The organism is Streptomyces sp. NBC_00984 (assembly GCF_045162475.1).
Taxonomy (GTDB): domain Bacteria; phylum Actinomycetota; class Actinomycetes; order Streptomycetales; family Streptomycetaceae; genus Streptomyces.
In genome coordinates, this window is sequence record NZ_CP108734.1 from 1,518,797 (window position 1) to 1,541,233 (window position 22,437).

The following is a 22,437-nucleotide window of genomic DNA, read 5'->3' on the forward strand; positions in this document are numbered from 1 at the left end:
GCGCGCGATGTGACACGTCACCGCGTGTGCGCCGTCCTGAGCGACGCGGCCATGTGACATGGCGCGCGCCGCCGCGGCTACCGCACGCCGTGCCCGGGGGCGATCGCCGCCACCCGCGCGGCCAGGTTCAGATCGTGCTCGGTGACCGCGCCGCCCGCGTCGTGCGTGTTCACGGACAGGGACACGGTGTTGTAGCCGAGGGTCAGATCGGAGTGGTGGTTCAGTTCGTCCTGGATCGCGGCGACATGCGCGGTCAGCCCGAGGGCGGCGAAGTGGGTGTGGAGCCGGTAGGTGCAGGTGATCCGGTCACCCTCCAGCGACCAGCCGGGCAGTCCGCCCAGACGGTCCTCGATCTCTTTCCGTGACAGCGGTGCGGCAGGCATACGGCGACTCCCTCATCGGCGATCGGTGCCGGTCGGCGGTGCCGGTGACGTTACGGTCTGGGTATGACAACTGTCGCGCTTGACACGGGGGTAGGACCGCTCCTGCGCAGCTGGCGGGAGCAGCGCCGGATCAGCCAGTTGGAGCTGGCGCTCCGTGCCGATTCCTCGGCCCGGCACATCTCCTTCATCGAGACGGGCCGCTCCCGCCCCAGCGAGGAGATGGTCCTGCGGCTGGCCGAGCATCTCGAGGTCCCGGTCAGAGAACGCAACGCCCTCCTGGTGGTGGCCGGTTACGCGCCCCGCTACGCACAGACCGCGCTCGACGACCCGGCACTGGACGCGCTGCGCGAGGGGATGGAGCGGCTGCTCCAGGCGTACGACCCGTATCCGGCGCTGGTCGTCGACGGTACGTACAACGTGGTGGCGGCCAATCGGGGTATGGCGACGCTGATGGAGGGGGTGGCCGAACATCTGCTCGTACCGCCGTTGAACGCCATGCGGCTCACCCTGCACCCGGAGGGTCTCGCCCCGCGCATCCGCAATCTGCGGGAGTGGCGTGCCGATCTGCTGGACCAGATGGAGCGCCAGATCGCCCTGGCCCGTTCGGCGGAGCTGCGTGAGCTGTACGAGGAGGTCGCGGGCTATCCCGTACCGGAAGGCACCGGCCCCGGGCCCGTTGCGTCGCTGCCCTTCGCGCTGCCCCTGCTGATCGAGCACGAAGGGCGGGTGCTCTCCTTCGTCTGCTCCATCGCGACGTTCAATACGCCGATGGATGTGACGGTGGCCGAGCTGGCGATCGAGACGCTGCTGCCCGCCGACCGGGCCACCGCCGACCATCTGCGGTCCCTCGTTCCCTGACGGCCTTCCGGACAGGTCCGCGGTCGGCGGGGTGGGGCCGTCGTACCGTGCGTCGGTGACCGCGGCGGACATCGTGCCTGGTGGGGGCAGCGGTCGTCAGCAGCGCGGTCGAGCCGAGCACGCACAGGACCAGGCCGATGACGAGGGTGCCCTTCTCCGACCACCGTTCGGCCACGCGGCCGGCGGCGAAGCCCGAACACCATGAATCCGAGGGGGTTCAGGCCGAACGTGAACGAGTAGCCCCGCGGTGAGAAGGCCGCAGATGCCCTGCAGGACGTGGGTGGCGCCGCTGAGGTGGGCCCCTCGGCCTCGACCGGCTGACCCCCGGCCGTGGCCATCGACCGCCCCGTCAGTCGACGGTCAGGACGATCTTTCCGTGGGCCCGGTGCGAACGCAGGCGTTCCAGGGATCTCCGCGCCCTCGCCGCCGGTGGCCTTCGGTACGGCTTCCGTGAGGTCCTGTTCGGCCGTCGCCACCACGGTGTCCGCGCCGGCGCGCTTGAGCAGGTCCGCCCCGGCGGTCGTGCGGGTGGTGGCGATCAGCTGCCCGGCGCCGAGGGTCCTGGCGATCCGGAGGCCGATGAGGCCGATGCCCGAGGTCGCGCCGGTGATCAGCACCGACCGGCCCGGCCGGAAGCCGCCGGCCATGAGGGCGGCGTGCTCGGTGAGCAGACCGGTGGGCAGCGCATGCCTCCTGCCCGGGGCCGGCCCGTGCCGGCCCCGGGCCGCTGGCTGCGGGGCTGCCGGCTGTCCGGCTACCGGCTGCGGCTGCGGCTGCGGCTGCGGGGGCCGTTGTACTGCTCGTCGGTGACCTTCTCCAGCCAGGTGGTCTCCGGCCGGTCGTCGCCCGGGGCAGTGCCGTCCCACAGCGCGAGGTGCTGCATGAAGCGGTCCTCGGTGGCGCCGTGCCAGTGCTCCTCGCCGGGCGGGCAGGTGACGGTCTCGCCGGGGTGGGTCTCGTAGACCGTGCCGTCGCGGGTGCCGATCAGCGCGATCCCGGCGACGACGTGCAGGGTCTGCCCTACGGCGTGGTGGTGCCAGGCGGTGCGGGCGCCCGGGGAGAACCACACCATGTTGGCGCGCAGACGGGACGGCTCCTGGCCGGCGTGGATGACGTCGAACCAGACGTCTCCGTCGAACCAGTCCTCGGGGCCCTTGCCGGCGGGCCGGGCCTTGACGAATTCCACGGGTCCTCCTCGCATGAGGTGTGGGTGCGGGTGTGGGTGTGAGCGGGCTGTGTGGCGTTGCGATGCATTGCTTTGTGTTGCGTTGTGTTCGGCCGCCTGTCAGGCGGCGTCGCCGTGGGCAAGGCCCGAGCCCAGGGCGCGGGACGCACCGGCCTGTTCGGTGATCTCCTTGCCCTTGGCCTCGGCGGTGGGGATGGCGTCGTCGCCGGCGACGAACCGCAAGGGCGGTTCCTCCAGATCGACGACCTTCAGCAGGGCGTCGGCGAGCTTGACCGGATCGCCGGCCTGCCGGCCGTTCATCGACTGCCACATCGCCTTGGTGGACTTCGTCCACTCGGCGTAGTCGTCGATGGACAGCTCCGCCCAACTGGTGGAGGCGTCCACGAGCAGCTCGGTGCGGAAGAAGCCGGGCTCGACGATCGTGGTGCGGATGCCGTACGGCTCGACGTCGAAGCGCAGGGATTCCATCCAGCCCTCGACAGCGAGCTTGGACGCCGCGTAGGCGACGCAGAACTCCTGGCCGACCAGGCCGGCGATCGAGGAGATCGTGACGACGTGACCGGCGCGCTGCTTGCGCATGACCGGCAGAACGGCGCGGGTGACGTTCATCGGGCCGAACAGGTTCGTCTCGATCTGGGCCCGCATCTGGGCGTCGGAGATCTCCTCGAAGTAGCCGGCCTGGAAGCCGGCGGCGTTGTTGATCAGTACGTCGATCCGGCCGAATCCGGCCACTGCGGCGTCGACGGCCATGCGTGCGGCGTCCGGACTGGTGATGTCAAGGGCGGTGACCAGCAGGTTTCCCTGCTCGCCCTCACCGCCACGCCCGCCGTCGTCCTCGGCCGACGGATGGACATCATCGCCTGGAACCAGCTGGCCGCCGCCCTCGTCACGGACTTCGCGGACTCTGTACGCCGACTGGGAGAAGGTCGCCCGCACGGCCGTCGCGCAGTTCCGCATGGAGGCCGCCAAATACCCCGACGACCCCCGGCTCACCGCGCTGGTGGGAGAACTGTCCGTCCAGGACGCGGACTTCCGCCAGTGGTGGGCCGCCCATCACGTCGCTGCCCTCGCGATCGGTTCCAAGACCCTTCACCACCCCGTCGTCGGCGAGCTGTCCCTCGACTGGGACACCCTGACCGCCAGCACCGACCCCGATCAGCAGCTCGTCATCTGGACCGCCGCGGCCGGCACCCCCACCCACGACCGACTGCGGATCCTCGCCTCCTGGGCCGCCGACCAGCGCCTTTCAGCCGCCCCTTCGGAGTGAGAGCGCGGGCAGGGTGCGTGGCCGGTCAGCGGCCCGCTGGTCAGCCGGATCAGGAGAGTGGCGCCCGGTGAAGCGTGCGGAGGGAATCCGCCGTGTCGGTCCCGGAGCCGGTGCGGCCGTGGGGCATGCCTCGGGGTGTACGTGGCCGAACCCGGCCCCCCCGACCACGACGCCATGGTCCTGCTCGACATGACCGGCCCCGAGCCGGCGCTCGAAGCAGACTCCGAGCGCCGGAACTGATCCGGAGCAGGCCCTTTCCAGACCCTAGACGCGTGCTCCGTTGTCGAGCGGATCCCGGCGTGCCGCCTTCGTACCGGACCGGCGTCCCGGTGACCGCTTGCGGGCGGGCGGCGGGGCCTTGCTGCTCCGCTCCAGGACGAGGGCGGCCGGCACGGCGGTCAGCACCGAGGAGTACGTGCCGACGCAGATGCCGATCAGCAGGGCGAGGGCGAAGTCCGCGAGGGAGTCCCCGCCCAGCACGGCGAGCGCGACGAGGATGAAGAGCGCGCCCATTCCGGTGTTGACCGTGCGCGGGACGGTCTGGAGAACGGCCCGGTCGGCGATGGTGGCCAGAGGTACGCGCCGGGCCTTCGCCCAGAGTTCCCGTACCCGGTCGAAGACCACCACCGAGTCGTTGACGGAGTATCCGATGACGGTGAGGAGTGCGGCCAGGAAGATGCCGTCGACGGTGCGGCCGAGCCAGGCGAAGGCGCCGACCAGGATGATCACGTCGTGGACCAGCGCCCCGACCGAGGCCACGGCGAACGTCCAGCGGAACCGGACCGCCAGATAGGCCAGTTGCACGAGCACGGCAATACCCAGCGCGATCAGGGCATTGCGCCGCAGTTCGTCGCCGAGGCTGGGGCCGATCAGCTCGTCGCGGACCTTGGTGGTCGTGCCGCCCTCCGCCGCGAGGGCGGCGCGCAGGGCGTGTTCGCCGTCGTTGTCGAGTTCGCCGGTCCGTACGGAGATGTCGCCCGCACCGGCCGTGGTGACCTCGGCGTCGCCGAAGCCCGCGCCGGCCAGGGCGGAGCGGGCCCGCTCCACGTCGACCGGTCGGCTCGTCGAGTACTCGACGAGCCGACCGCCGGTGAACTCGACGCCCAGGTTGACACCGCGCACGACGATCCCGAGGACGGCCACGGCGACCAGTGCGGTGGAGACCATCAGCCAGCGGCTCGGAAACCGCATCAGCCGGATATCGCGGCGGGTCAGCCAGGTACGTACCCTGCCGGGGAACGCGATGCCGTTGACGCCCCGGTAGTCGCTGACGAACCGGGAGCCCGCCGCGATCTCGGTGAGTGCGCGGGCGATGACGAGCGCGGAGAACATGGAGGCGATCACGCCGATGGCGAGGGTGACGCCGAATCCCTTCACCGGTCCGGAGCCGAGGAAGAAGAGCAGCCCGGCCGCGATCAGCGTCGTCACGTTGGAATCGGCGACGGCGCTCCAGGCGCCCCGGAATCCGGCGGTCAGCGAGGAGCGCAGGGAGCGGCCCGGATGCTGTGCGTGTTCCTCCCTGGCCCGTTCGAAGACCAGCACATTGGCGTCGACCGCCATCCCGATGGCCAGGACGAATCCGGCGAGGCCGGGCAGGGTGAGGGTGACGCCGAGGCCCACCAGGGCCGCGTAGGAGATCAGTCCGTAGGCGGCGAGCGCGACGGCGGCGAGCGCGCCGAAGAGCCGGTAGACGACGGTGATGAAGAGTGCGGTGGCCGCGGCGCCGATGAGGGCGGCGCGGGCGCTGGCGTCGATGGCTGCCGCGCCAAGCGTCGGTCCCACGGTCCGCTGCTCGACGATCTCGACGGGGAGCGGCAGGGCGCCGCCCTTGATCAGGAGGGCCAGTTCGCGGGCCTCGTCCGCGCTGAACGATCCGGTGATCTGGGTGGAGCCGGAGGGCAGGCCGGCGTTGCAGCCGACCGACGGGGAGACCTGCGGCGAGGAGATGATCTGCTCGTCGAGGACGATGGCGACGCGGCGCCGGTCGTCCTGGACCGGGTGGCAGGCGGCTTCGCCGGTCAGCCTGGTCCAGTCCCGGCCGGCCTGCTTGTGGAAGTCGAGGGACACGGTCCAGCCGGCGCCCTGCTGGGCATCGAACGCGGCGGCGGCGTCCTTGACGCCCGCGCCGGAGAGCCGCGCCGGGCCGAGATCGAGGGCGCGCCCCTGTTCGTCGGGGAGGGTCGGCCCCGCTTCGGCCCTGCCCTCGTCCCCGCTGTCCGGGCCCTGGACGGCATGGAAGCTGAGCTGAGCCGTTCTGCCGATGACCTCCGCGGCCTTGCGCGGGTCCTGGACGTCCGGGAGTTCGACGATGATCCGGTCCTCGCCGGAGCGGGTCAGGGTGGGTTCGGCGACGCCGAGCGAGTCGATGCGCTGGCGCAGCACTTCGAGTGTGCGGTCGGTGCTCTCCCGGTCCGCCTTCGCGGTGTCCGAGTCCTTGGCCTGGAGCACCATTCTGGTGCCGCCCTGAAGGTCGAGGCCGAGTCTGGGTGACATGGTCAGCGTGATGAGCACGGAGACGAGCAGCACGGCCGCAGCCAGCACCGCTCGCACCGTGGTGGCGCGAGTCATGGGTTTCCTCCGAGGGGGCGCCGGGCGCCCTCACCTCGGCAAGGGCGGCACGGCGGCTCTGTGGGACGGGACCGGTGGCAGGACCGGTGGCCGGTGAACGGCCGTCCGTGGAGGCCCGCGTACGCCGGGGAGCGCGACGCGCGACTGGTCGGTGGCACGAAGGAGCGCGGCGGGGGCCGGGCGGTGGGCGCGGTGCGGAGCGTGGATGCCGGGCGCGCCGGCCGGCAGGACGTCGGGGCCGGGCGGCGGGAGGTGGTGCGCGGTGCGGGCCTGGTCGGTGCCGGCCCGGGGCTGGGGCACGGGTGCGGTCTGCGGCCGGTAGCGGTGGTGGTGGTCGGTCGCCGCGGCCGTGCGGGTGCGCCGGGAGTCGTGGACGGTGCCCGCGCGGGCGGTCCGGTCGGTGTGCGGGGTGGGCTGGTGGGCGCCGGGTGAGTACGCGGCGGAGGGCGGCACCCCGGCGAACGGCCGGGCGGGGAGCGCGGATCCGGCGGCTGCGGGGGTGCCGCCGACGACGGTGAGGACGGCGAGCAGGAGCGCGGCGAGGACCAGGCGGGCCGCCCGCCCGGTACCGCGGTGTGCCGGGGCGCCCGGCCGTGCCCCTCGGGGCGCGTTCCCCGGGGGCGGCCCCGGGAGGGGGGTCACCCGGTTCGGCCGGTCAGGGCCGGTGCCGCGCCGGCCTGGCGGAGTACGGAGCCGAGCACCATCCCGGCGCCGCGTACGACCGCGGTCGCCGGGGCGTCGGCGAGACGTACCGGGACCCCGAGGCGGACCGCGATCCGGTTGGTGATGTCGGGGCGGGTGGCACCGCCCCCGATGAGCAACGGGCCCTTGCGCAGGGCCCCGAGGACGGCGCCGTGCCGGTCCTGCTTCCACATCTCCATGATCATGTCCAGGACGGTGCGGACGACGGCGGTGGGCGGCTGCGCCGGGCCGAGGTCGCCCAGCCCCGTCTCGGCCTGGCGGGCGTCGCGGACCTGCCCGTCGACGAGCAGGGTCGTCTCGGTCAGTCCCGCGCCGATGTCGACGACGAGCAGCGGGCCGCCGTCCCGCGGTCCGGCGTATGCGGCGGCGGCCCTCGCGCTGTCGAGGGCGATGACGGTCGTCGGCCCCAGGGCGGCGATCAATTCCCTCGCCGCGGCGCGGTGCCGGGCCCCGGCGAGGACGGGGTGGCTGAGGACGATCACGGTGCCGGTGCGGTCCGCGCCCAGTGCCGTGTCGGCGATACGGCCGAGCATCCGGCCGCAGGATTCGGGGTCGACGATGCGCCCCCGCCGGACCGGGCCGCCGTGCGCGGACCCCGTACCGAAGTCGCCGCAGATGTCGGTGTCGGCCATGAGGCCGTGTCCGGGCACCCAGACGCGGGTGCGGGAGCTGCCGAGATCGAGGGCGAGGCCACGGGTGACGCCCTTGTGGCCCTGACGGACGGACGGACCGAGTCGTCGTCCGTCGTGCAAAGAACGCATCGCCCCTCCCCCCGGCCCGCCACCGCGGCCGCGCACACACCCATGAACCCGCTGATAGCGAGGCATGGCCGAGCCCTCACTATGCAATAGGGAGGCAAAGAAAGCCACTCCCAGGCAAAATCCAAGGGCTCGGCCGCTGGGGCCTGTCCGGCGGACCGGGGTCGGACAGGCCCCGGGCGGCCTCCGTCGTGCCTCAGACCTCCGACGGCAGGAACACGGCGACCAGTTCGGCGAACTCGTCCGGCGCGGCGATCCGGACGCCGAGGTCCTCCGCCTTGGTGCGCTTGGATCCGGCCTTCTCCCCGGCGACCAGGAGCGAGGTGCGCTTGGAGACGCTGGACGAGGACTTCCCGCCGGCCCGCTCGATCAGCTCGTTCATCTCGTTCCGCGAGAGCTTCTCCAGGGCGCCGGTCATGGCTCCGGTGACCACCACGGTCATCCCGTCCAGCGGCAGACCGGTGCCTTCCCCGTCCGCGGCGGCGGCCGCATCCCCGCCCTCCTCCCCCGGCGGGGGCGGCGGCGTGGCGCCGGGCTCCGTCATGTTGACCCCGGCGGCCACCAGCTTCTCGATCAGCGGGGCCAGGTCCACCAGCTCCGCGACGACGCCCGCGGCCTTCTCCTTGCCGATGCCGTCGACCCGCTGGAGCTCCTCGGCGTCGGCCGCCCTGATGCGGTCCATGTCCGCGAAGTACCGGGCGATCCGCCGCGACATGGAGCGCCCGGTGCCGCGTACCCCCAGCGCGCAGAAGACCCGGGAGAGCGGCTGGGTCCGTGCCGTCCCGATGGCGGACAGGAGATTGTCGGTGCTGGTCTCGCCCATCCGCTCCAGGCCGAGCAACTGCTCGCGGTCGAGGGTGAAGAGGTCGGCGAAGTCGGTCACCAGACCGGCGTCGACGAGCTGGACGACGCGGGTCCCGCCGAGGCCCTCGATGTCGAGCTGGTCGCGGCCCGCCGCGTACGAGATGGAGGCGACGAGCCGGCAGTCGCGGCCCCGGACACAGCGCCAGCGCTGCTCGCTGGTGTCTATCTCGGAGCCGCACTGCGGGCATGCCTCGGGGAAGTCGATCGGCTTCTCGTCACCGGTCCGCAGATGGGCGACGGGGGCCTCGATACGGGGAATGATGTCGCCCGCCTTGTAGACCATCACCCGGTCGCCCAGGCGCAGATCGCGGCGGGTGATGTCGGCGGGGTTGTGCAGTGTGGCGTAGCTGACGGTCGAGCCGTCGATCTCGACCGGCTCCAGCACGGCGCGCGGCGCGATGATGCCGGTCCGCCCCACGTTCCATTCGACGCCGAGGAGCCGGGTGACCTTCTCGACGGCCGGGAGCTTGTGGGCGATGGCCCAGCGCGGCGCCCTGCTCCCGGATCCGGCCTCGCGCTGATCGGCCGCGAGATCGGCCTTGATCACGATGCCGTCGATGCCGAACGGCAACGAGGCGCGCAGGGCGGCGACTTCCTCGACCCTGCTCTGCACCTCCTCGACGGTGGTGACGGTGCGCGGCGCCACGTCCGTGTCCGCCGCGGTGTGCACGCCGAGCCGGGCGACGTGGGCGAGGACCTCGCTGTGCGGGAGTTCGGCGAGGGTGTCGGCCAGCTCGCCGGAGTCGGGCAGCGGCAGGGCGCCGTAGGCGAAGAACGTCATCTCCACCGTGTACGCGCGGTCCTTGGCGCGGAGGGTGCCCGCCGCGCCGTTCCTCGGGTTGGCGAAGGGGGCGCCGCCGTGTTCGGTGCGCACGGCGTTGGCCTGCTCGAACTGCTCGGTCGTCATGAGGATCTCACCGCGCATCTCGATCGTCACCGGTTCGGCGAGCTGCTCGGGCAGGCCCACCACGGTGCCGATCGCATGCGAGACGTCCTCGCCCGCGGTGCCGTCGCCGCGGGTGATCAGCTGCTCCAGGCGGCCCGCCCGGTAGCGCGCCGCGACGGCCAGTCCGTCGAGCTTGGGCTCCACGCTCCATGCCGCGACGGGCCGGCCGATCCGGCGTTCCAGCGATGCCGTCCAGGTGACGAACTGTTCGGCCGAGAACACATTGTCCAGCGACAGCATCGGCACCGTGTGCGGCACGTCGCCGGTCGCGGCGCCGCCCGCCACCTTGCCGGTCGGGGAGGCGTCCAGCACCTCCTGCGGGTGCTCCTGCTCGTAGGCCGCGACCCCCCGCACCAGCCGGTCGTAGGCGTCGTCGTCGAGCGTGCTCTCGCCCGTGGCGTAGTACGCGGCGGCGGCCTGCGACGCTTCTTCGACCGCGGCGGCGTAGGCGGCGCTATCGGCGAGCACAACAGCTGAGTTCGTCATGCCCCCATCCTGCCGCCCACCACTGACAACGCCCCTCAGAGGCTGTCGGGTGACCTCGGACCGGGCGGCCACGCCCTGGCACGCGCGCTTCCCGCGTTGTCGTCGGTCGACGACGCTCCGCGTCGCCTCCCTCCTCCGCCTTGGAATCGCACGCACCAGACCGCGTCCGCTTTTCCGATCCGAGGTCACCCGACAGCCCCTCAGCCGGCCGCCTGGACCGTGCCGTCCACTTCGTCCGCGCCACCCACCGCACCGGGCGCCGACAGCGGGATCTGCGGACCGGGACACTCCCGCAGCCAGCGCCGCAGCACCGTGTGCACCTGTTCGGCACCGACCAGCTCCGTGTCCGGTGCCACCGGCGCGGACAGAGCGGCCGGCCACAGCAGGAACGGGCGGGACTGCTCGCCGCCCAGACCGCCGTGCGAGCCGATCTGCTCCTCGAAGGCGTGCACACAGCCCGTGGTGCCGTCGTACATCGAGTTGACCATGATGTCGGCGACGTGCGGGAACGTGTCCGTCCGCCGCACCGCCGCAGCCGCGCCGGGGCCGAACGGGGCCAGCGGACCTTCCCCGTCGACCAGCTCCGAGACCGGGATCTCCGTTCCGCCGCGGCCCAGCACCACCGATCCGTGGCGCTCGCTGCGGACCAGCAGGAAGCCGATGCCGGGGTGGTTGGCGAGGGTGCCGAGCAGGGCGGGGTGGCTGCGGTCGAGCTGTTCGCGCGAGGCGCGTCCCCCGATGTCGGGGAAGGAGATCAGGCCGAGGTTCCCGGAGGCGAGGACCACGGGGTCGGACGGCTTCGCGAGGTGTTCCGCCGCGCCCTCGTCGACCGGCCGGTGCAGGGCGATCCGTACCGCGTCACGCGCCTCCGAGGCGCTGCGGGTGCGCTGCGCCCGTCGGGGCACGGGCAGCCCGCAGCCCGCCCGCACCAGGTCCTTGAGGGTCAGCCCGTACGCCCCGGCGAAGGTCTCCCCGGGGCTCTGTCCGTGGTCGGAGAGCAGCACGATCCGGTAGGTGCGCGGGGTGTGCTCGGCGACCTTGGCGATCAGCGCGAGCGAGCGGTCCAGGCGCGCGAGCACCTTCTCCGCGTCGCGGCTGTTCGGTCCGGAGTGGTGCGCCACCTCGTCGTAGGCGACCAGGTCGGCGTAGACGGCGGTGCGGCCGGCGAACATGTCCCCGATGACGGCGGCGACCACCACATCGCGTTCGACGACGGTCGCGAAGGCCCGGATGAAGGGGTACAGCCCGCCCCGCTTGATCCTGGGCGTGACCTTCCGCATCCGCGCCCGGGTCGACTGGCCGATCTCGCGGCAGACCTCGGCGACGAACGACAGCGCGGTGCGTACGGCGTTGGCCGGGTCGGAGAAGTACGCGAAGTACCCGGCCCTGGAGCGGCGGCCCTTGCCGAACCGGGCCGCCATGGACAGGACGAGCGCCAGCTGGTCGGCGCCGCCGCTGAAGAGGTTGCCGCGGCTGGCGCCGTCCAGCGTGAGCAGCCCGCCGTCGTGGGTGCGCGCGATGGCTCTGCGCTGGAGTTCGAGGGCGCTCGCGGGTCTGCTGGAGACCATGACGTCGCCGGTCTCCTTCTCGTACCAGCGGAAGGCGGGGACGTCGTGGTTGCTGCCGTGCAGGATGCCGAGCTGGCTGGCCCCGGTCTGGCTGGACCAGTCGGTGCGCCACGGGGTGAGCCGGTGCCCCTCCTTGTCCGCCAGCCACTGCGCGACGGTCGGCATCAGGCCCTCGTCGGCGGCGCGGGCGAGCACATCATGGCCGACGCCGTCGAGCTGGATGAAGACGGTGCCCGGCGGTCCGCTGCGCCCGCTGTCCGCACCGCTGCGCCGTCGGCGGCGGACGGCCAGCCGGGAGAGCCTGCGCCGGTAGGCGTTGTCGTCGCGGACGGCGAGCGCGGTGGAGGTCGCCGAGGCGACGGCGGACATCACGGCCGCGACGACGACGGCCGTCTGCGGGTCGGCGGCACCGCGACCGTCCGGGATGAGCCGCAGGGCGAGCAGCAGCAGCGAGCCGTTCAGGAAGAAGACGAGCAGCCCGAGCACCAGCGCGGGCACGATGAGCAGCGCCCTCACCAGGACGGGCCAGACCAGTGCGGAGAGCAGACCGAACGCGCCGGCACCCCAGGCCGCGGTGAACGCGGTCTTGGTTATGCTGTCGCCGTCGTCCGACTGGAGCTGGAAGTCCGGCAGAATCCCGGCGAGCGCCAGCATCGTGAGCGTCGAGACCGCCCACACCAGGACCACTCGCATCAGGGCGCTGCCGGCTGTTCGCCATCGCCCGTCGTCCACGCCGTTCCACCTCACATCCGGACCCCGCCGTTCCGGGCCCTGGCCCCCCAGCTTTCCACAGTGGGCCCGCGGGCCACCGGCCACAGCGGTCGGCGGTCGGGTCAGCAGCCGTCGTAACCGGCGGTCGGCATGGAGAGTCTGCGGTGCACGCTCGCCTTCGTACGGGCGTTGTACGGCGGCTCGTCCAGCCCCGCGATCTCCAGCCGCACGCCGCGCCGCTCGCACTCCGCGGCGAACTCCGGCACCGAGGTGAGCGCCCGCGCCAGCACGCGGTCGTGGGCGGCGACGAACAGTTCGACGTCGCCGCTCTCGACATCGGTCCACAGGGCGTGGTGGTCGGGGCGCAGTCCGTAGAGCCGCAGCTGCCGGGTGACGACGTATCCCTTGTCCGCGGCCCAGCGGGCGCACATGTCGTGCTGGCTGCGGGTGTCCACGAGGAACGGATCGCTGTCGAGCTCTTCGAGCGGTGTGAGGCTGGCGATGGCCGCCACCCGTACGTCCGTCACGTCCCCCATGGCCGTCCCCCCGTGTTAGGGCCTCTCGTTTGAATCATGCCGGGCTCCTGGGGCCTGGCACGCACTCCCCCAAGGCCTTAAGGGCCAGGGGGACCCCCCTCCGCGTTGTCGTCGGTCGCCGACGCTCCGCGTCGACTCCCTCCTCCGCCTTGCGGTCGCACGCACCAGACCCCACTCCCTGATACGGCCTGATCCAAACAAAAGACCCCGGGCGTACCGGCGACCCTACCGTCCGGACCCCCGCGCAAGAAGGCGCGTTCCGGGAGGGCGGGAGTGCGGAGCACGGGCCCGGAACACCTGTGCGCCCCTGACCCGGCTCAGCCCTTAGGCTCGATGCCGGGGCCGGAACCGAGGAGCCCGGGAACGAGGAGGCGTCGCGTGCCGGTGGAAGTCACCTGGTGGGGTCATGCCACCTGCACCATCGAGGACTCCGGGGTCCGGGTGCTGACCGATCCGCTCTTCGCGCGGCGCTTCGCGCATCTGCGCCGCCGGCGGGGTGAGCTGCCCGGCCCCGAGGCGGCGGTCGCCGATGTCGTGCTGGTCTCGCATCTGCACTCCGACCATCTGCATCTGCCGTCCCTGGCGAGGCTCGCCCCCGGCAGCAGGCTGGTCGTGCCGCTGGGTGCGGTGCGCTCCGTGCCGGGGCTGCGGGTGCTGCGCTCGGCACGCGGGCTGCGGATCACCGAGGTGGCCCCGGGCGACGAGGTCCGGGTCGGCGAGGTGCGGGTGAGGGCGGTTCCGGCGATGCACGACGGCAGGCGCCTGCCGATGGGCCCGCAGCGCTCCCCCGCGCTCGGCTTCGTGGTCGAGGGCGAGGCGCGGACGTACTTCGCCGGTGACACGGGGCTCTTCGACGACATGGCGCAGGCGGTCGGCCCGGTGGACGTGGCGCTGCTGCCGGTGGGCGGCTGGGGCCCGTATCTGGGCCACAGCCATCTGGACGCGGGCCGGGCGGCGCAGGCGCTGGCCCGGCTGGCGCCGCGGTCGGCCGTGCCGGTGCACTACGGCACGTACTGGCCGATCGGCATGGACGGGATCAGGCCGCACGAGTTCCACTCACCGGGTGACGAGTTCGTCCGCAAGGCGGCGCTGCTGGCGCCGGAGGTGTCCGTGCACCGGCTGTCCCACGGTGAGCATGTGCGGCCGGAGGCCGCCAGGTGATACAGCAGGTCGTGGGGCAGCTGCCCCCGGAGTCGACGCAGCAGGCGGTCGGCTATCCGTCCCTGTTCCTGCTGGTGGCACTGGGTGCGCTGGTGCCGGTGGTGCCGACGGGTGCGCTGGTGAGTTCGGCCGCGGTGGTGGCGCTGCACCAGTCGTCGCCGTTCTCGCTGCTGATCGCCTTCGCGGTGGCCTCGGCCGCGGCGTTCCTCGGGGACATCTGCCTGTACTGGCTCGGTCAGCGCGGAGTGCGGTCGAAGAACGGTTCGAAGTGGCTGCGGACGATCCGCGACCGGGCCGCCCCGGAGCGGCTGGCGCAGGCCCAGCAGAAGCTGGACGAGCACGGTGCGGCGGTGCTGGTGCTGTCCAGGCTGGTGCCCGCGGGGCGGATCCCGGTGATGCTGGCCTGCCTGCTGGGCCGGATGCCGCTGCGCCGGTTCGCCCGTGGCGATGTGCCGGCCTGTCTGGCGTGGGCGGCGACGTACCAGCTGATCGGCATTCTGGGCGGTTCGCTCTTCCCCGAGCCGTGGCAGGGAGTGGTCGCGGCGGTGGGTCTGACGCTGCTGATCAGCGGGCTGCCCGCGGTGTGGCGGAAGGCGCGGGCCCGGTTCAGCCACTGATCGTGCGGGGTGCCGGCTCCAGTACGCGCGAGGCACCGATCGGCAGGTCCCAGAGCAGTGCCCGGGGGTGTCCGGCCCGCTGCCAGGCGGTGCGCAGCCGGGTCAGCGGTTCGAGTACGGGTTCCGCGGAGAGCAGGAAGGTGGCCCAGTGCATCGGCGCCATCGCGCGGGCGCCGAGATCCTCGTAGGCCTGCACGGCCTGCTCGGGATCGGTGTGCACGTCGCCGAGCCACCAGCGCGGTTCGTACGCCCCGATCGGCAGGAGGGTCAGGTCGATCCCGGGGTACCGGCTGCCGATCTCGCCGAACCAGTGCCCGTACCCGGTGTCCCCGGCGAAGTGGATCCGCTGTCCGCCGGGGCCGGGGGTGCCGATGATCCAGCCGCCCCACAGGGAGTGGCAGGTGTCGGTGAGGGTGCGCTTGGACCAGTGGTGGGCCGGTACGAAGTCGAAGCGGACCCTGTCGAGCTCGGCCGATTCCCACCAGTCGAGTTCGGTGACGCAGGTGAAGCGGCGACGGCGGCACCAGCGGCCGAGCCCGGCGGGGACGAAGATCGGGGTGTCCTTGGGCAGTCTGCGCAGGGTGGGGGCGTCGAGGTGGTCGTAGTGGTTGTGGCTGATGACGACGGCGTCCACGGGCGGCAGGTCCTCCCAGCGGACACCGACCGGCGTGATCCTGGCCGGCGTCCCGAGGATGCGGCGGGACCAGACGGGGTCGGTGAGGACGGTCAGCCCGCCGGTGCGGATGATCCAGCTGGCGTGCCCGGCCCAGGTGAGGGACGTGCTGCCGGTGGGGACGGCCGGCAGGGGTTCGGGGGCGTAGGGGAGGCGGTGGACGTCGCGCAGTCCTTCCGCGTTGGGCCGCAGGGCGTGCTCACGGGCCAGCCGGGACATGCTCATGACACTCGGTAGCGGCGCGGTGAGCCGGTCGGCGAAGCTCCTGGGCCAGACCCGGACCTCGCCGAGCGGGCGCGGTCCGACGATCCTGCCGCGAGATACGTGGAGCGGCTGCGTGGTCCCGGTGCGGGAGCGCTCGGTCTGTTCCGTCATCCAGAGACTCCCGTCTCGCAGTTCCTCATCGGAGTTCGTCGAGGGCCGTTCCGAAAATGCTCAGGGCTTCGGCCACATGCGGCAATTCCAGGGGCGCCACAGCGGTGAGGGACTCCATCTGCTGTTCCGGGGTCGACCCGAGCAGCGTCCCGGTGCCCAGCCGTACGCGCAGCGCCCCCAGTTCGTCGCCGAACCGGTGCCCGCCCGGCGTCGGTGCGCCGAGACGTTCCGTCAGGTACTCCTCCAGCTCCAGCGAGTCCGTGACACCGCGGCCCGCCAGCCGTGATCTGAGCGGGCCGAGATCGGCGTAGAGATGCCGGCCCGCCTGCGGGGGCCTGGCCAGCGCGCCCGACGCCAGGACCGCGCGGTGGGCCGCGGCGGCGACCCGGGCCTGGAGCGCGGCGGCCCGGCGGACCCGGTCCGTCACGGCGTCCGGTTCGCGCAGCGCGTGGGCCGCGGCCATGGCGACCGGCCGCGCGACGAGCGCGCCGAGCGCGGTGAGGATGTCGAGCGTACGGGCGTGGCGCACCGCCGCCCGTTCGGTGTCCGGGAACCGGGCGACCGCGACCGGCCAGGCCGACGGGGTCAGCGCACCGGCGAGATCGCAGACGACCGTGACATCGTCGGGGCACATCTCGGCCGGGCTGAGCAGGACCGTGTCGTGCGGCCGGTGCAGGGTGTCGCGCCAGGTCTCGTCGCTGATGACGTGCAGCCCCTCGGCGACCGCCGCCTCGCACGCCTCGCGCACCAGCTCCGGCGGGGCGACGGTGGCGGTCGGGTCGTCGACGACGGAGATCAGCAGCAGCCGGGGCCTGCCGCCCTCGGCGCGCACCCTCCGCACGGTCTCCAGGAGCGCGTACGGATCGGGTACGCCACCGCACTCGGCCGGGGTCGGCACATGGTAGGCGGGCCTGCCGAGCAGCCGGGCCTGCGGGATCCAGGTGGCCGGGCAGGGGCGCGGCATGAGCACGTCGCCGCCGTGCGCGGCGATCAGCGCGAGCAGCAGCGGGGAGGCGCCCGGGGCCGCGGCGACGTGCTCCGGGCCGCCGCGGAGTCCGCGCCGCTCCCAGTAGGCGGTCGCGGCCTCGCGCAGGGCCTCGCTGCCACCGGTCGGCTCGGGTTCGCTGCGGCCCGCCGCCGAGGCGAGCACCTCGGCGAGTTCGGGCAGCACGGGCAGACCGGGGTCCGGGGCGGGCGGCCCGTACCGGACGGGGCCCCGGTCCTCGCGTACGGAGCGCGCGCCGCCCTCCGTACGTCCGGCCCGCTCGGTCCGCTGCCGCGCCATCCGGGCCTCCTTCGCCGCCGCCCCGTCGCCCTGTCGCGTCGTCTCGCACTCAGGGCCCTTTATACGAGGGTTCGACCGACCGCGCCCGCCGACGGAACGGCGGGCGCGGCGGTGACCGGCAGGTGAGGCGGGATCAGCCCGCGAAGGCCGCCTGGGGCATTCCGCGCCCCGCGTCCGGCAGCACCAGCAGCGATCCGGACAGCGGGTGCGGGGCGGCGAGCCCCGTGCGGGCCGTCGAGATGTAGAGGTCGCTCAGGTCGCTGCCGCCGAAGGCGCAGGCGGTCGGGCGCCGTACCGGCAGTGCGACGATCCGGTCCAGGGCGCCGTCGGCCGTGTACCGGCGCACCGCCGCACCGTCCCACAGGGCGACCCAGACGGCACCTCCGGCGTCGACCGTCAGCCCGTCGGGGAATCCCGCGCCGTCCTCGACGGTGGCGAACGGGCGCCGGTTCACGGCGTGTTCGCCGTCGAAGTCGAAGACGTCGATCCGGCGCGTGGGTGTGTCGATGAAGTACATCAGCCGGCCGTCCGGGCTCCACCCGATGCCGTTGGAGCATGCCACGGCGGGCAGCACGGGGGTCACCGCGCCGTCGGCCGCGACGCGGGTGAGGCTGCCTCCGTCGGCGGCTCCGTCGTAGCGCATGGTGCCCGCCCACAGTGCCCCGTCCGGCGCGACCGCCGCGTCGTTGCCGCGCCGGCCCGGCTCCGGGTCGTGGACCAGCCAGCGGAAGGCGCCGTCCGGGTCGTACAGGCCGATGCCGTCGCGCAGATTGACCACGAGTCCGCCGCCGGTGCGCGGCTTGGCCGCCCCGACGTGCTGTTCGGTCGCCATCACCGTGCGGCGGCCGCTCACCGGGTCGTAGGTGTGCACGCGCGCGGAGACGATGTCGACCCAGATCAGCCGGCCGGCGACCGGGTCCCAGGTCGGGCCCTCGCCGAGTTCGGCCTGCTCATGTACGGCCACGTCCAGATACGGTGCGTTCACTTCTGCCTCTCGTGACCGGAATATCGAACCCACACTAATGGCCCGACAACGCCACCCGGCCGCGGGTGACCTCAGGCGCGGCGGCCGAGCAGTGCGAGCAGCCGCGTCTGCGGGTCGGCGTCCGCCGCGGTGTCGAGGGGTGCGGCGAACAGACCGCTCTGCGAGAGGTCCTTCGCGTACGGTCCGACCTCGCGACGCGCGAACTCGACCAGCCGGGCGGGCAGCCGCTCGTCGGCACCGATCGCCCGGGACAGGTCCCAGCCGTGGACCACGGCGTCGGCCACCATCTGCGCGCAGTAGGCGTCGGCGGCGCTGTCCCCGTACGAGAGGTTCACCGTCCGCCCCAGGGCGCCCGGCGCCTCGAACGCCCTGCGCGCCCCGTCCGCCGCCCGGTCCCAGGCGGTCACGGGGTCGTCGCCCAGCACATCGCCGTCGAAGGCGTCACCGACATCGGTGACGGTGCGGCCCCCGGTGACCAGCGGCACCACCCAGAGCTGTTCGGAGGTGAGATGGGCGACCAGCTCACGGACGGTCCACTCGGTGCACGGAGTCGGTGCGGACCACTGGTCCTCGCGCACCGCGCGCACCCGGTCGGTGAAGAGCCGGAGCGCCTCGCCGTGGCGGTCGAGGAGTTCACTTGCGGAGACGGATGCCATGCGTTCACTCTCCCCGGCCCGGAGCCGGGACGCGAACGCAACTCGTCCGCATAGCAAGACGCGCATCTCATCATTCGACACCGCGGCGTACGGTGACGGTACCGATCAGCGCTTCGCGGCTCACGTCTCCGTCGCATCCCGAGACGTTTCCAGCCGCGTTCCGAGAAAGGATGCACGGCCATGCCGAAGGAGACCGCCGTCTACACCCACGGCCACCACGAGGCGGTGCTGCGCTCGCACCGATGGCGCACCGCCGCCAATTCCGCGGCCTATCTGATCGACGAGCTCCGCCCCGGCCTGACCGTGCTGGACATCGGTTGCGGCCCCGGCACCATCACCGCGGACCTGGCCGCGCTGGTCGCTCCCGGCCGGGTGACCGCCGTCGACATCACCGAGGAGATCCTGTCCCAGGCGGCGGGCGTCGCGGCCGAACGCGGGCTGGACAACGTCGAGTTCACCACCGCCGACGTGCACGCCCTGGACTTTCCCGACGACTCCTTCGATGTCGTCCATGCCCACCAGGTGCTCCAGCACGTGGGCGACCCGGTGCAGGCACTGCGCGAGATGCGACGCGTCTGCCGCCCCGGCGGCGTCGTCGCGGCCCGCGACAGCGACTACGCGGCGATGGCCTGGTACCCGGAGGTTCCCGGCCTGGACGGCTGGCTGGACCTGTACCGCCGGGTCGCCCGAGCCAACGGCGGCGAGCCGGACGCGGGCCGCCGGCTGCTCTCCTGGGCCCGCCGGGCCGGCTTCACCGACATCACCCCGACCGCCGCCAACTGGTGTTTCGCCACCCCGGAGAGCAGGGCCTGGTGGAGCGGCATGTGGGCGGACCGCACGGTCGGCCCGGCGTACGCGGAGATGGCCACCGCCGGCGGCCGTGCCGGCGCCGAGGACTTGGCGGGGATCGCCGCCGCGTGGCGCGAGTGGGGCACGCGGGACGACGCCTGGTTCATGGTCCCGCACGGCGAGGTGCTCTGCCGGGCCTGAGAGCCTGTCGGGTGACCTCGGATCGGAAAAGCGGACGCGGTCTGGTGCGTGCGATTCCAAGGCGGAGGAGGGAGTCAACGCGGAGCGTTGGCGACCGACGACAACGCGGGAAGCGTGCATGCCAGGGCGTGGCCGCCCGGTCGGAGGTCACCCGACAGACTCAGAGCCTGTCGGGTGACCTCGGATCGGATAGCGGACGCGGTCTGGTGCGTGCGATTCCAAGGCGGAGGAGGGAGTCAACGCGGAGCGTTGGCGACCGACGACAACGCGGGAAGCGTGCATGCCAGGGCGTGGCCGCCCGGTCGGAGGTCACCCGACAGGCTCAGAGCCCGCGGCGGACTCCGCGGCCCTCCCGGCGGCCGTGACCGCGGGCTCCGCCACACCCCTCCCCGAATCGATCACGCGCCGATGTGCCGCCAACTACCCTTGTGCGCATGGACATTCTGGGAACCACGCTCCGCATCTGCGTCGACGACCTGGAGGCCGCGGTGGCCTTCTACGAGGACCTCACGGGCAGCTCGGCGCTCCGCTTCGAGCGCGGCGGGGTCTCGGTCGCCGCGATCAGCTGCTTCCTCCTGATGAGCGGCCCGGAGGCGGAGCTGGAGATCCTGCGCAAGGTGACGGCGACGATCGCGGTCAAGGACATCGACGACGCGCACGCCACCCTCGCCCGCGTCGGTGCCCGGATCCTCGCCGGGCCGGTACCGACGCCGGTCGGCCGCAACCTGATCGCCGTGCACCCGGACGGTTCGGTCTTCGAGTACGTCGACCGGACCCTGCCGTCCGGACCGGGCCGCTGAGAGCGGACCCGGACCGGCGCGGGCAAGGGCGGCCGGGGCGGACAGTCCCCCTCAACTCTTGGGGCGCATCCGGTAGTTGTACGCATCGGGCAACGGTTCGTCCGTGAGCATGGCCCATACCTCGTCCAGGATCTCCGCGCCCTCGCGCAGATCCTCGACCTCGAAGCCCTCGTCGAAGACGGTCCGGGCGGCGGTCAGGTCGCCCTCGGCGATCAGCAGCCGTGCCTCCAGCAGGCGGAACCGGCCACGCTGCCGGACCGCCGGAGGCAGGGCGGCCCATACGGCCCGGACCGCTGCCGGGCGCCCGGCCGTCAGCAGCGCTTCCATCGCCTCCCGGCCCAGCGCCGCCGTGGCCGCCGTCCAGGCCTCGCCGTCGTCGCGGCGTTCCGCGCACAGGTCGTCGAACGCCTCGCCGTAGAGGTCCGCGGCCCGGTCCCACTGGCAGCCCTCTTCGGCGGCGACGGCGAGGCACCGCAGCAGCGGCCAGCGCGAGGGGGCGAGAGCCAGTCCGCGCTCCCAGCTGCGGACCGCCTGGGCGCGGTCACCGGCGTGCCACTGGGCGACGCCCAGGTGGTACTCGGTGAGGGGTTCGGCGGGAGCCGTCTCCAGCATGTCGCGCCAGTGCGGGGAGACCAGGGAGGGGCCGGGCGGGATCGCCCCGCTCGGCTCGGGAAAGGTGCCCTGGTCCAGCAACTCCAGCCAGGACCGCTGCTGTTCACCGAGGGTGGCGTCGGCGAACGGTGTGCCGGGAAGCTCGTACTTGCCCCGCCGGACCTCCAGCGCGCCCCAGCCCGAGCCGGTGGCGAGCGACTCGCCGGGTTCGGTGTCGGCGCAGGGGCGCCAGGCGGCGTAGGCGGCCTCGACGTCGGTGCGCGACAGCGCCTCGGCGAGCCGCTGTTCGGTCTCGGCGCGGGCCGCCGCCCAGTCCTCGCCGTGCACGGCGAGCGGGTCCGCGGACAGCGGCCCGTACGACTCCAGCCAGCTGAACTCGGCACCCGGTTCGAGGGGGACGTGCTCCAGCTGGGTGCGGGCCAGTCCGGCCTGGATCTCGGCGTATCCGACGGTGCCGGGCTCGGTGAGCCACTCCTGCCAGCGCCGCCCGCCCGCGCCGCTGCCCCAGAGGAACAGCTTCCGGCCGCGCAGCAGGTCGGTCGACGTCTGGACGAGCCCGTGGCCGTCCTGGTCGAGCGAGGCTATCCAGCGGCGGGCGCCGTCGGGCACCTCGTAGAAGTAGTCGGCGGGGAAGTCGCCGCGCAGCGGGTACGTACGGTCGACGGAGCCGGCCACGGGCACCGGAACCCGGGTCAGGGTCCGTTGGTACCCGAAGTGCCACGCCTCGTCGGCGGGGGCCAGGACGCGGGTGCGTTCGCCCTCGGGCACGGCGATGTTGGACCACCAGTACACGGGTGCGGTGTGCTCGTGGGGATTGCGGATCCGTACGCCGACGTGCAGGAAGTCGGAGTCCTCGGGCAGCCAGAGATCCACCTGGAACGGCAGGTCGCGCAGCCGCTCCCACTCCCAGAGGCGGACCATCTCGCCCCCGTCGGGCGCGGGCACGCGGGCCGCGTGGAGCGGGGCGCAGGACAGCGTGGTGTGGCCCGTGGCGCCGATGTTCCACTCGATGCCGCCGGAGAACCAGGCGCCGTTGAGCGCGAAGTCGGCGGGCTGGAACACGGGGTTGGTGTAGAGCAGTTCGCGGCCGGTCGGCTTGTGGTGGAGGGAGTGGATGCGGCCGCCGAGTCCGGGCAGGACGGTGGCCCGCAGCCGGTCGTTCTCGATGACGATCGCGTCGAGTCCGGTGGGGGTGCGCTCACGCCGGTACCCGTCGAGGATGCGCACCGGCAGCACGGTGGCCAGTGGCCGATAGCCGATCTGGCGTGCCATGTCACGTGGCAGTGCGGCCCGGTCGCGTTCGTCGACCACATGCATCTCGTCGAGCGCCCGCAGCGCGGGCAGCGGATTCTCCGGGCCCAGTGGTGCGGCGGGCAGAGTCAGTACAGCGCGTCGTACGGTCGTGGCCAAGGCAACCTCACTCCCTCGCACGGGCCGCCGCAGGTCCGGG

General features: G+C 73.0%; 19 protein-coding genes and 2 pseudogenes. 6 read left to right on the forward strand and 15 right to left on the reverse strand.

Annotated elements, in window-relative coordinates; all coding sequences use genetic code 11:
• Positions 1-77: 77 nt before the first annotated feature.
• Entirely contained in the window at positions 78-383 is a 306-nt protein-coding gene (locus OG520_RS06460) for a 4a-hydroxytetrahydrobiopterin dehydratase (RefSeq protein ID WP_399329811.1), read from the reverse strand.
• Between the two features lie 63 nt (positions 384-446).
• Between OG520_RS06460 and OG520_RS06465 the strand changes: the two genes are divergently transcribed.
• Positions 447-1,241, forward strand: coding sequence for a helix-turn-helix domain-containing protein (locus tag OG520_RS06465; RefSeq protein WP_406012503.1), 795 nt, complete (start codon positions 447-449; stop codon positions 1,239-1,241).
• A 422-nt stretch (positions 1,242-1,663) separates the two neighbouring features.
• Here OG520_RS06465 and OG520_RS06470 read toward each other — a convergent pair.
• The 3 genes and pseudogenes from OG520_RS06470 to OG520_RS06480 form a co-directional block, all read right to left on the reverse strand.
• A pseudogene (locus tag OG520_RS06470) lies at positions 1,664-1,888 on the reverse strand (zinc-binding dehydrogenase); the annotation flags it as partial.
• Between the two features lie 107 nt (positions 1,889-1,995).
• Positions 1,996-2,427 carry a cupin domain-containing protein gene (locus tag OG520_RS06475; RefSeq protein ID WP_406012504.1) on the reverse strand — a complete coding sequence of 144 codons (432 nt, stop codon included), beginning with the start codon at positions 2,425-2,427 and terminating at the stop codon, positions 1,996-1,998.
• Positions 2,428-2,526: 99 nt separating this feature from the next.
• Positions 2,527-3,177 (reverse strand): SDR family NAD(P)-dependent oxidoreductase, encoded by a 651-nt coding sequence (locus tag OG520_RS06480; RefSeq protein ID WP_406012505.1) that lies wholly within the window; start codon positions 3,175-3,177, stop codon positions 2,527-2,529.
• A gap of 60 nt (positions 3,178-3,237) precedes the next feature.
• Between OG520_RS06480 and OG520_RS06485 the strand changes: the two are divergent.
• Positions 3,238-3,694: pseudogene (locus OG520_RS06485) on the forward strand (transcriptional regulator); the annotation flags it as partial.
• A gap of 264 nt (positions 3,695-3,958) precedes the next feature.
• On the opposite strand, the gene secD reads toward OG520_RS06485, so the two are convergent.
• From secD to OG520_RS06515, 6 genes are all read right to left on the reverse strand, one after another.
• Positions 3,959-6,262, reverse strand: coding sequence for a protein translocase subunit SecD (secD, locus tag OG520_RS06490; protein WP_406012506.1), 2,304 nt, complete (start codon positions 6,260-6,262; stop codon positions 3,959-3,961).
• Positions 6,263-6,292: 30 nt separating this feature from the next.
• Positions 6,293-6,904: a hypothetical protein gene (locus OG520_RS06495; RefSeq protein ID WP_406012507.1), complete on the reverse strand. Its 612-nt coding sequence runs from the start codon at positions 6,902-6,904 to the stop codon at positions 6,293-6,295.
• A complete protein-coding gene (locus tag OG520_RS06500; RefSeq protein WP_406012508.1) occupies positions 6,901-7,725 on the reverse strand; it encodes a rod shape-determining protein MreC in 825 nt (274 codons plus the stop codon). Before OG520_RS06500 ends, OG520_RS06495 begins: the two co-directional genes overlap by 4 nt.
• 193 nt (positions 7,726-7,918) lie before the next feature.
• Positions 7,919-10,018: an NAD-dependent DNA ligase LigA gene (ligA, locus tag OG520_RS06505; protein WP_406012509.1), complete on the reverse strand. Its 2,100-nt coding sequence runs from the start codon at positions 10,016-10,018 to the stop codon at positions 7,919-7,921.
• A 200-nt stretch (positions 10,019-10,218) separates the two neighbouring features.
• The gene (locus OG520_RS06510) at positions 10,219-12,279 is read right to left on the reverse strand and encodes a phage holin family protein (protein ID WP_406016431.1); all 2,061 of its coding nucleotides are present in this window, start codon (positions 12,277-12,279) and stop codon (positions 10,219-10,221) included.
• Positions 12,280-12,419: 140 nt separating this feature from the next.
• Entirely contained in the window at positions 12,420-12,833 is a 414-nt protein-coding gene (locus OG520_RS06515; RefSeq protein ID WP_399329819.1) for a hypothetical protein, read from the reverse strand.
• A gap of 378 nt (positions 12,834-13,211) precedes the next feature.
• On the opposite strand from OG520_RS06515, the gene OG520_RS06520 reads away from it, so the two are divergent.
• Complete coding sequence (locus tag OG520_RS06520; RefSeq protein ID WP_399329820.1) at positions 13,212-13,994, forward strand: MBL fold metallo-hydrolase; 783 nt, start codon at positions 13,212-13,214, stop codon at positions 13,992-13,994.
• The gene (locus tag OG520_RS06525; RefSeq protein ID WP_406012510.1) at positions 13,991-14,611 is read left to right on the forward strand and encodes a DedA family protein; all 621 of its coding nucleotides are present in this window, start codon (positions 13,991-13,993) and stop codon (positions 14,609-14,611) included. The genes OG520_RS06520 and OG520_RS06525 overlap by 4 nt, the downstream gene beginning before the upstream one ends.
• Here OG520_RS06525 and OG520_RS06530 read toward each other — a convergent pair.
• From OG520_RS06530 to OG520_RS06545, 4 genes are all read right to left on the reverse strand, one after another.
• The gene (locus OG520_RS06530; protein ID WP_406012511.1) at positions 14,601-15,659 is read right to left on the reverse strand and encodes an MBL fold metallo-hydrolase; all 1,059 of its coding nucleotides are present in this window, start codon (positions 15,657-15,659) and stop codon (positions 14,601-14,603) included. The genes OG520_RS06525 and OG520_RS06530 overlap by 11 nt on opposite strands.
• A 25-nt stretch (positions 15,660-15,684) precedes the next feature.
• A complete protein-coding gene (locus tag OG520_RS06535; protein ID WP_406012512.1) occupies positions 15,685-16,944 on the reverse strand; it encodes an aminotransferase class I/II-fold pyridoxal phosphate-dependent enzyme in 1,260 nt (419 codons plus the stop codon).
• Between the two features lie 133 nt (positions 16,945-17,077).
• The gene (locus OG520_RS06540; RefSeq protein WP_406012513.1) at positions 17,078-17,929 is read right to left on the reverse strand and encodes an SMP-30/gluconolactonase/LRE family protein; all 852 of its coding nucleotides are present in this window, start codon (positions 17,927-17,929) and stop codon (positions 17,078-17,080) included.
• Between the two features lie 71 nt (positions 17,930-18,000).
• Entirely contained in the window at positions 18,001-18,585 is a 585-nt protein-coding gene (locus OG520_RS06545) for a TIGR03086 family metal-binding protein (RefSeq protein WP_406012514.1), read from the reverse strand.
• Positions 18,586-18,765: 180 nt separating this feature from the next.
• On the opposite strand from OG520_RS06545, the gene OG520_RS06550 reads away from it, so the two are divergent.
• Positions 18,766-19,575 (forward strand): methyltransferase domain-containing protein, encoded by an 810-nt coding sequence (locus tag OG520_RS06550; RefSeq protein ID WP_406012515.1) that lies wholly within the window; start codon positions 18,766-18,768, stop codon positions 19,573-19,575.
• Between the two features lie 434 nt (positions 19,576-20,009).
• Entirely contained in the window at positions 20,010-20,375 is a 366-nt protein-coding gene (locus OG520_RS06555; protein WP_406012516.1) for a VOC family protein, read from the forward strand.
• Positions 20,376-20,426: 51 nt separating this feature from the next.
• Here OG520_RS06555 and OG520_RS06560 read toward each other — a convergent pair whose 3' ends face one another.
• On the reverse strand, positions 20,427-22,397 hold the full coding sequence (locus tag OG520_RS06560) for a DUF5107 domain-containing protein (RefSeq protein ID WP_406012517.1): 1,971 nt from the start codon (positions 22,395-22,397) through the stop codon (positions 20,427-20,429).
• Positions 22,398-22,437: the final 40 nt, after the last annotated feature.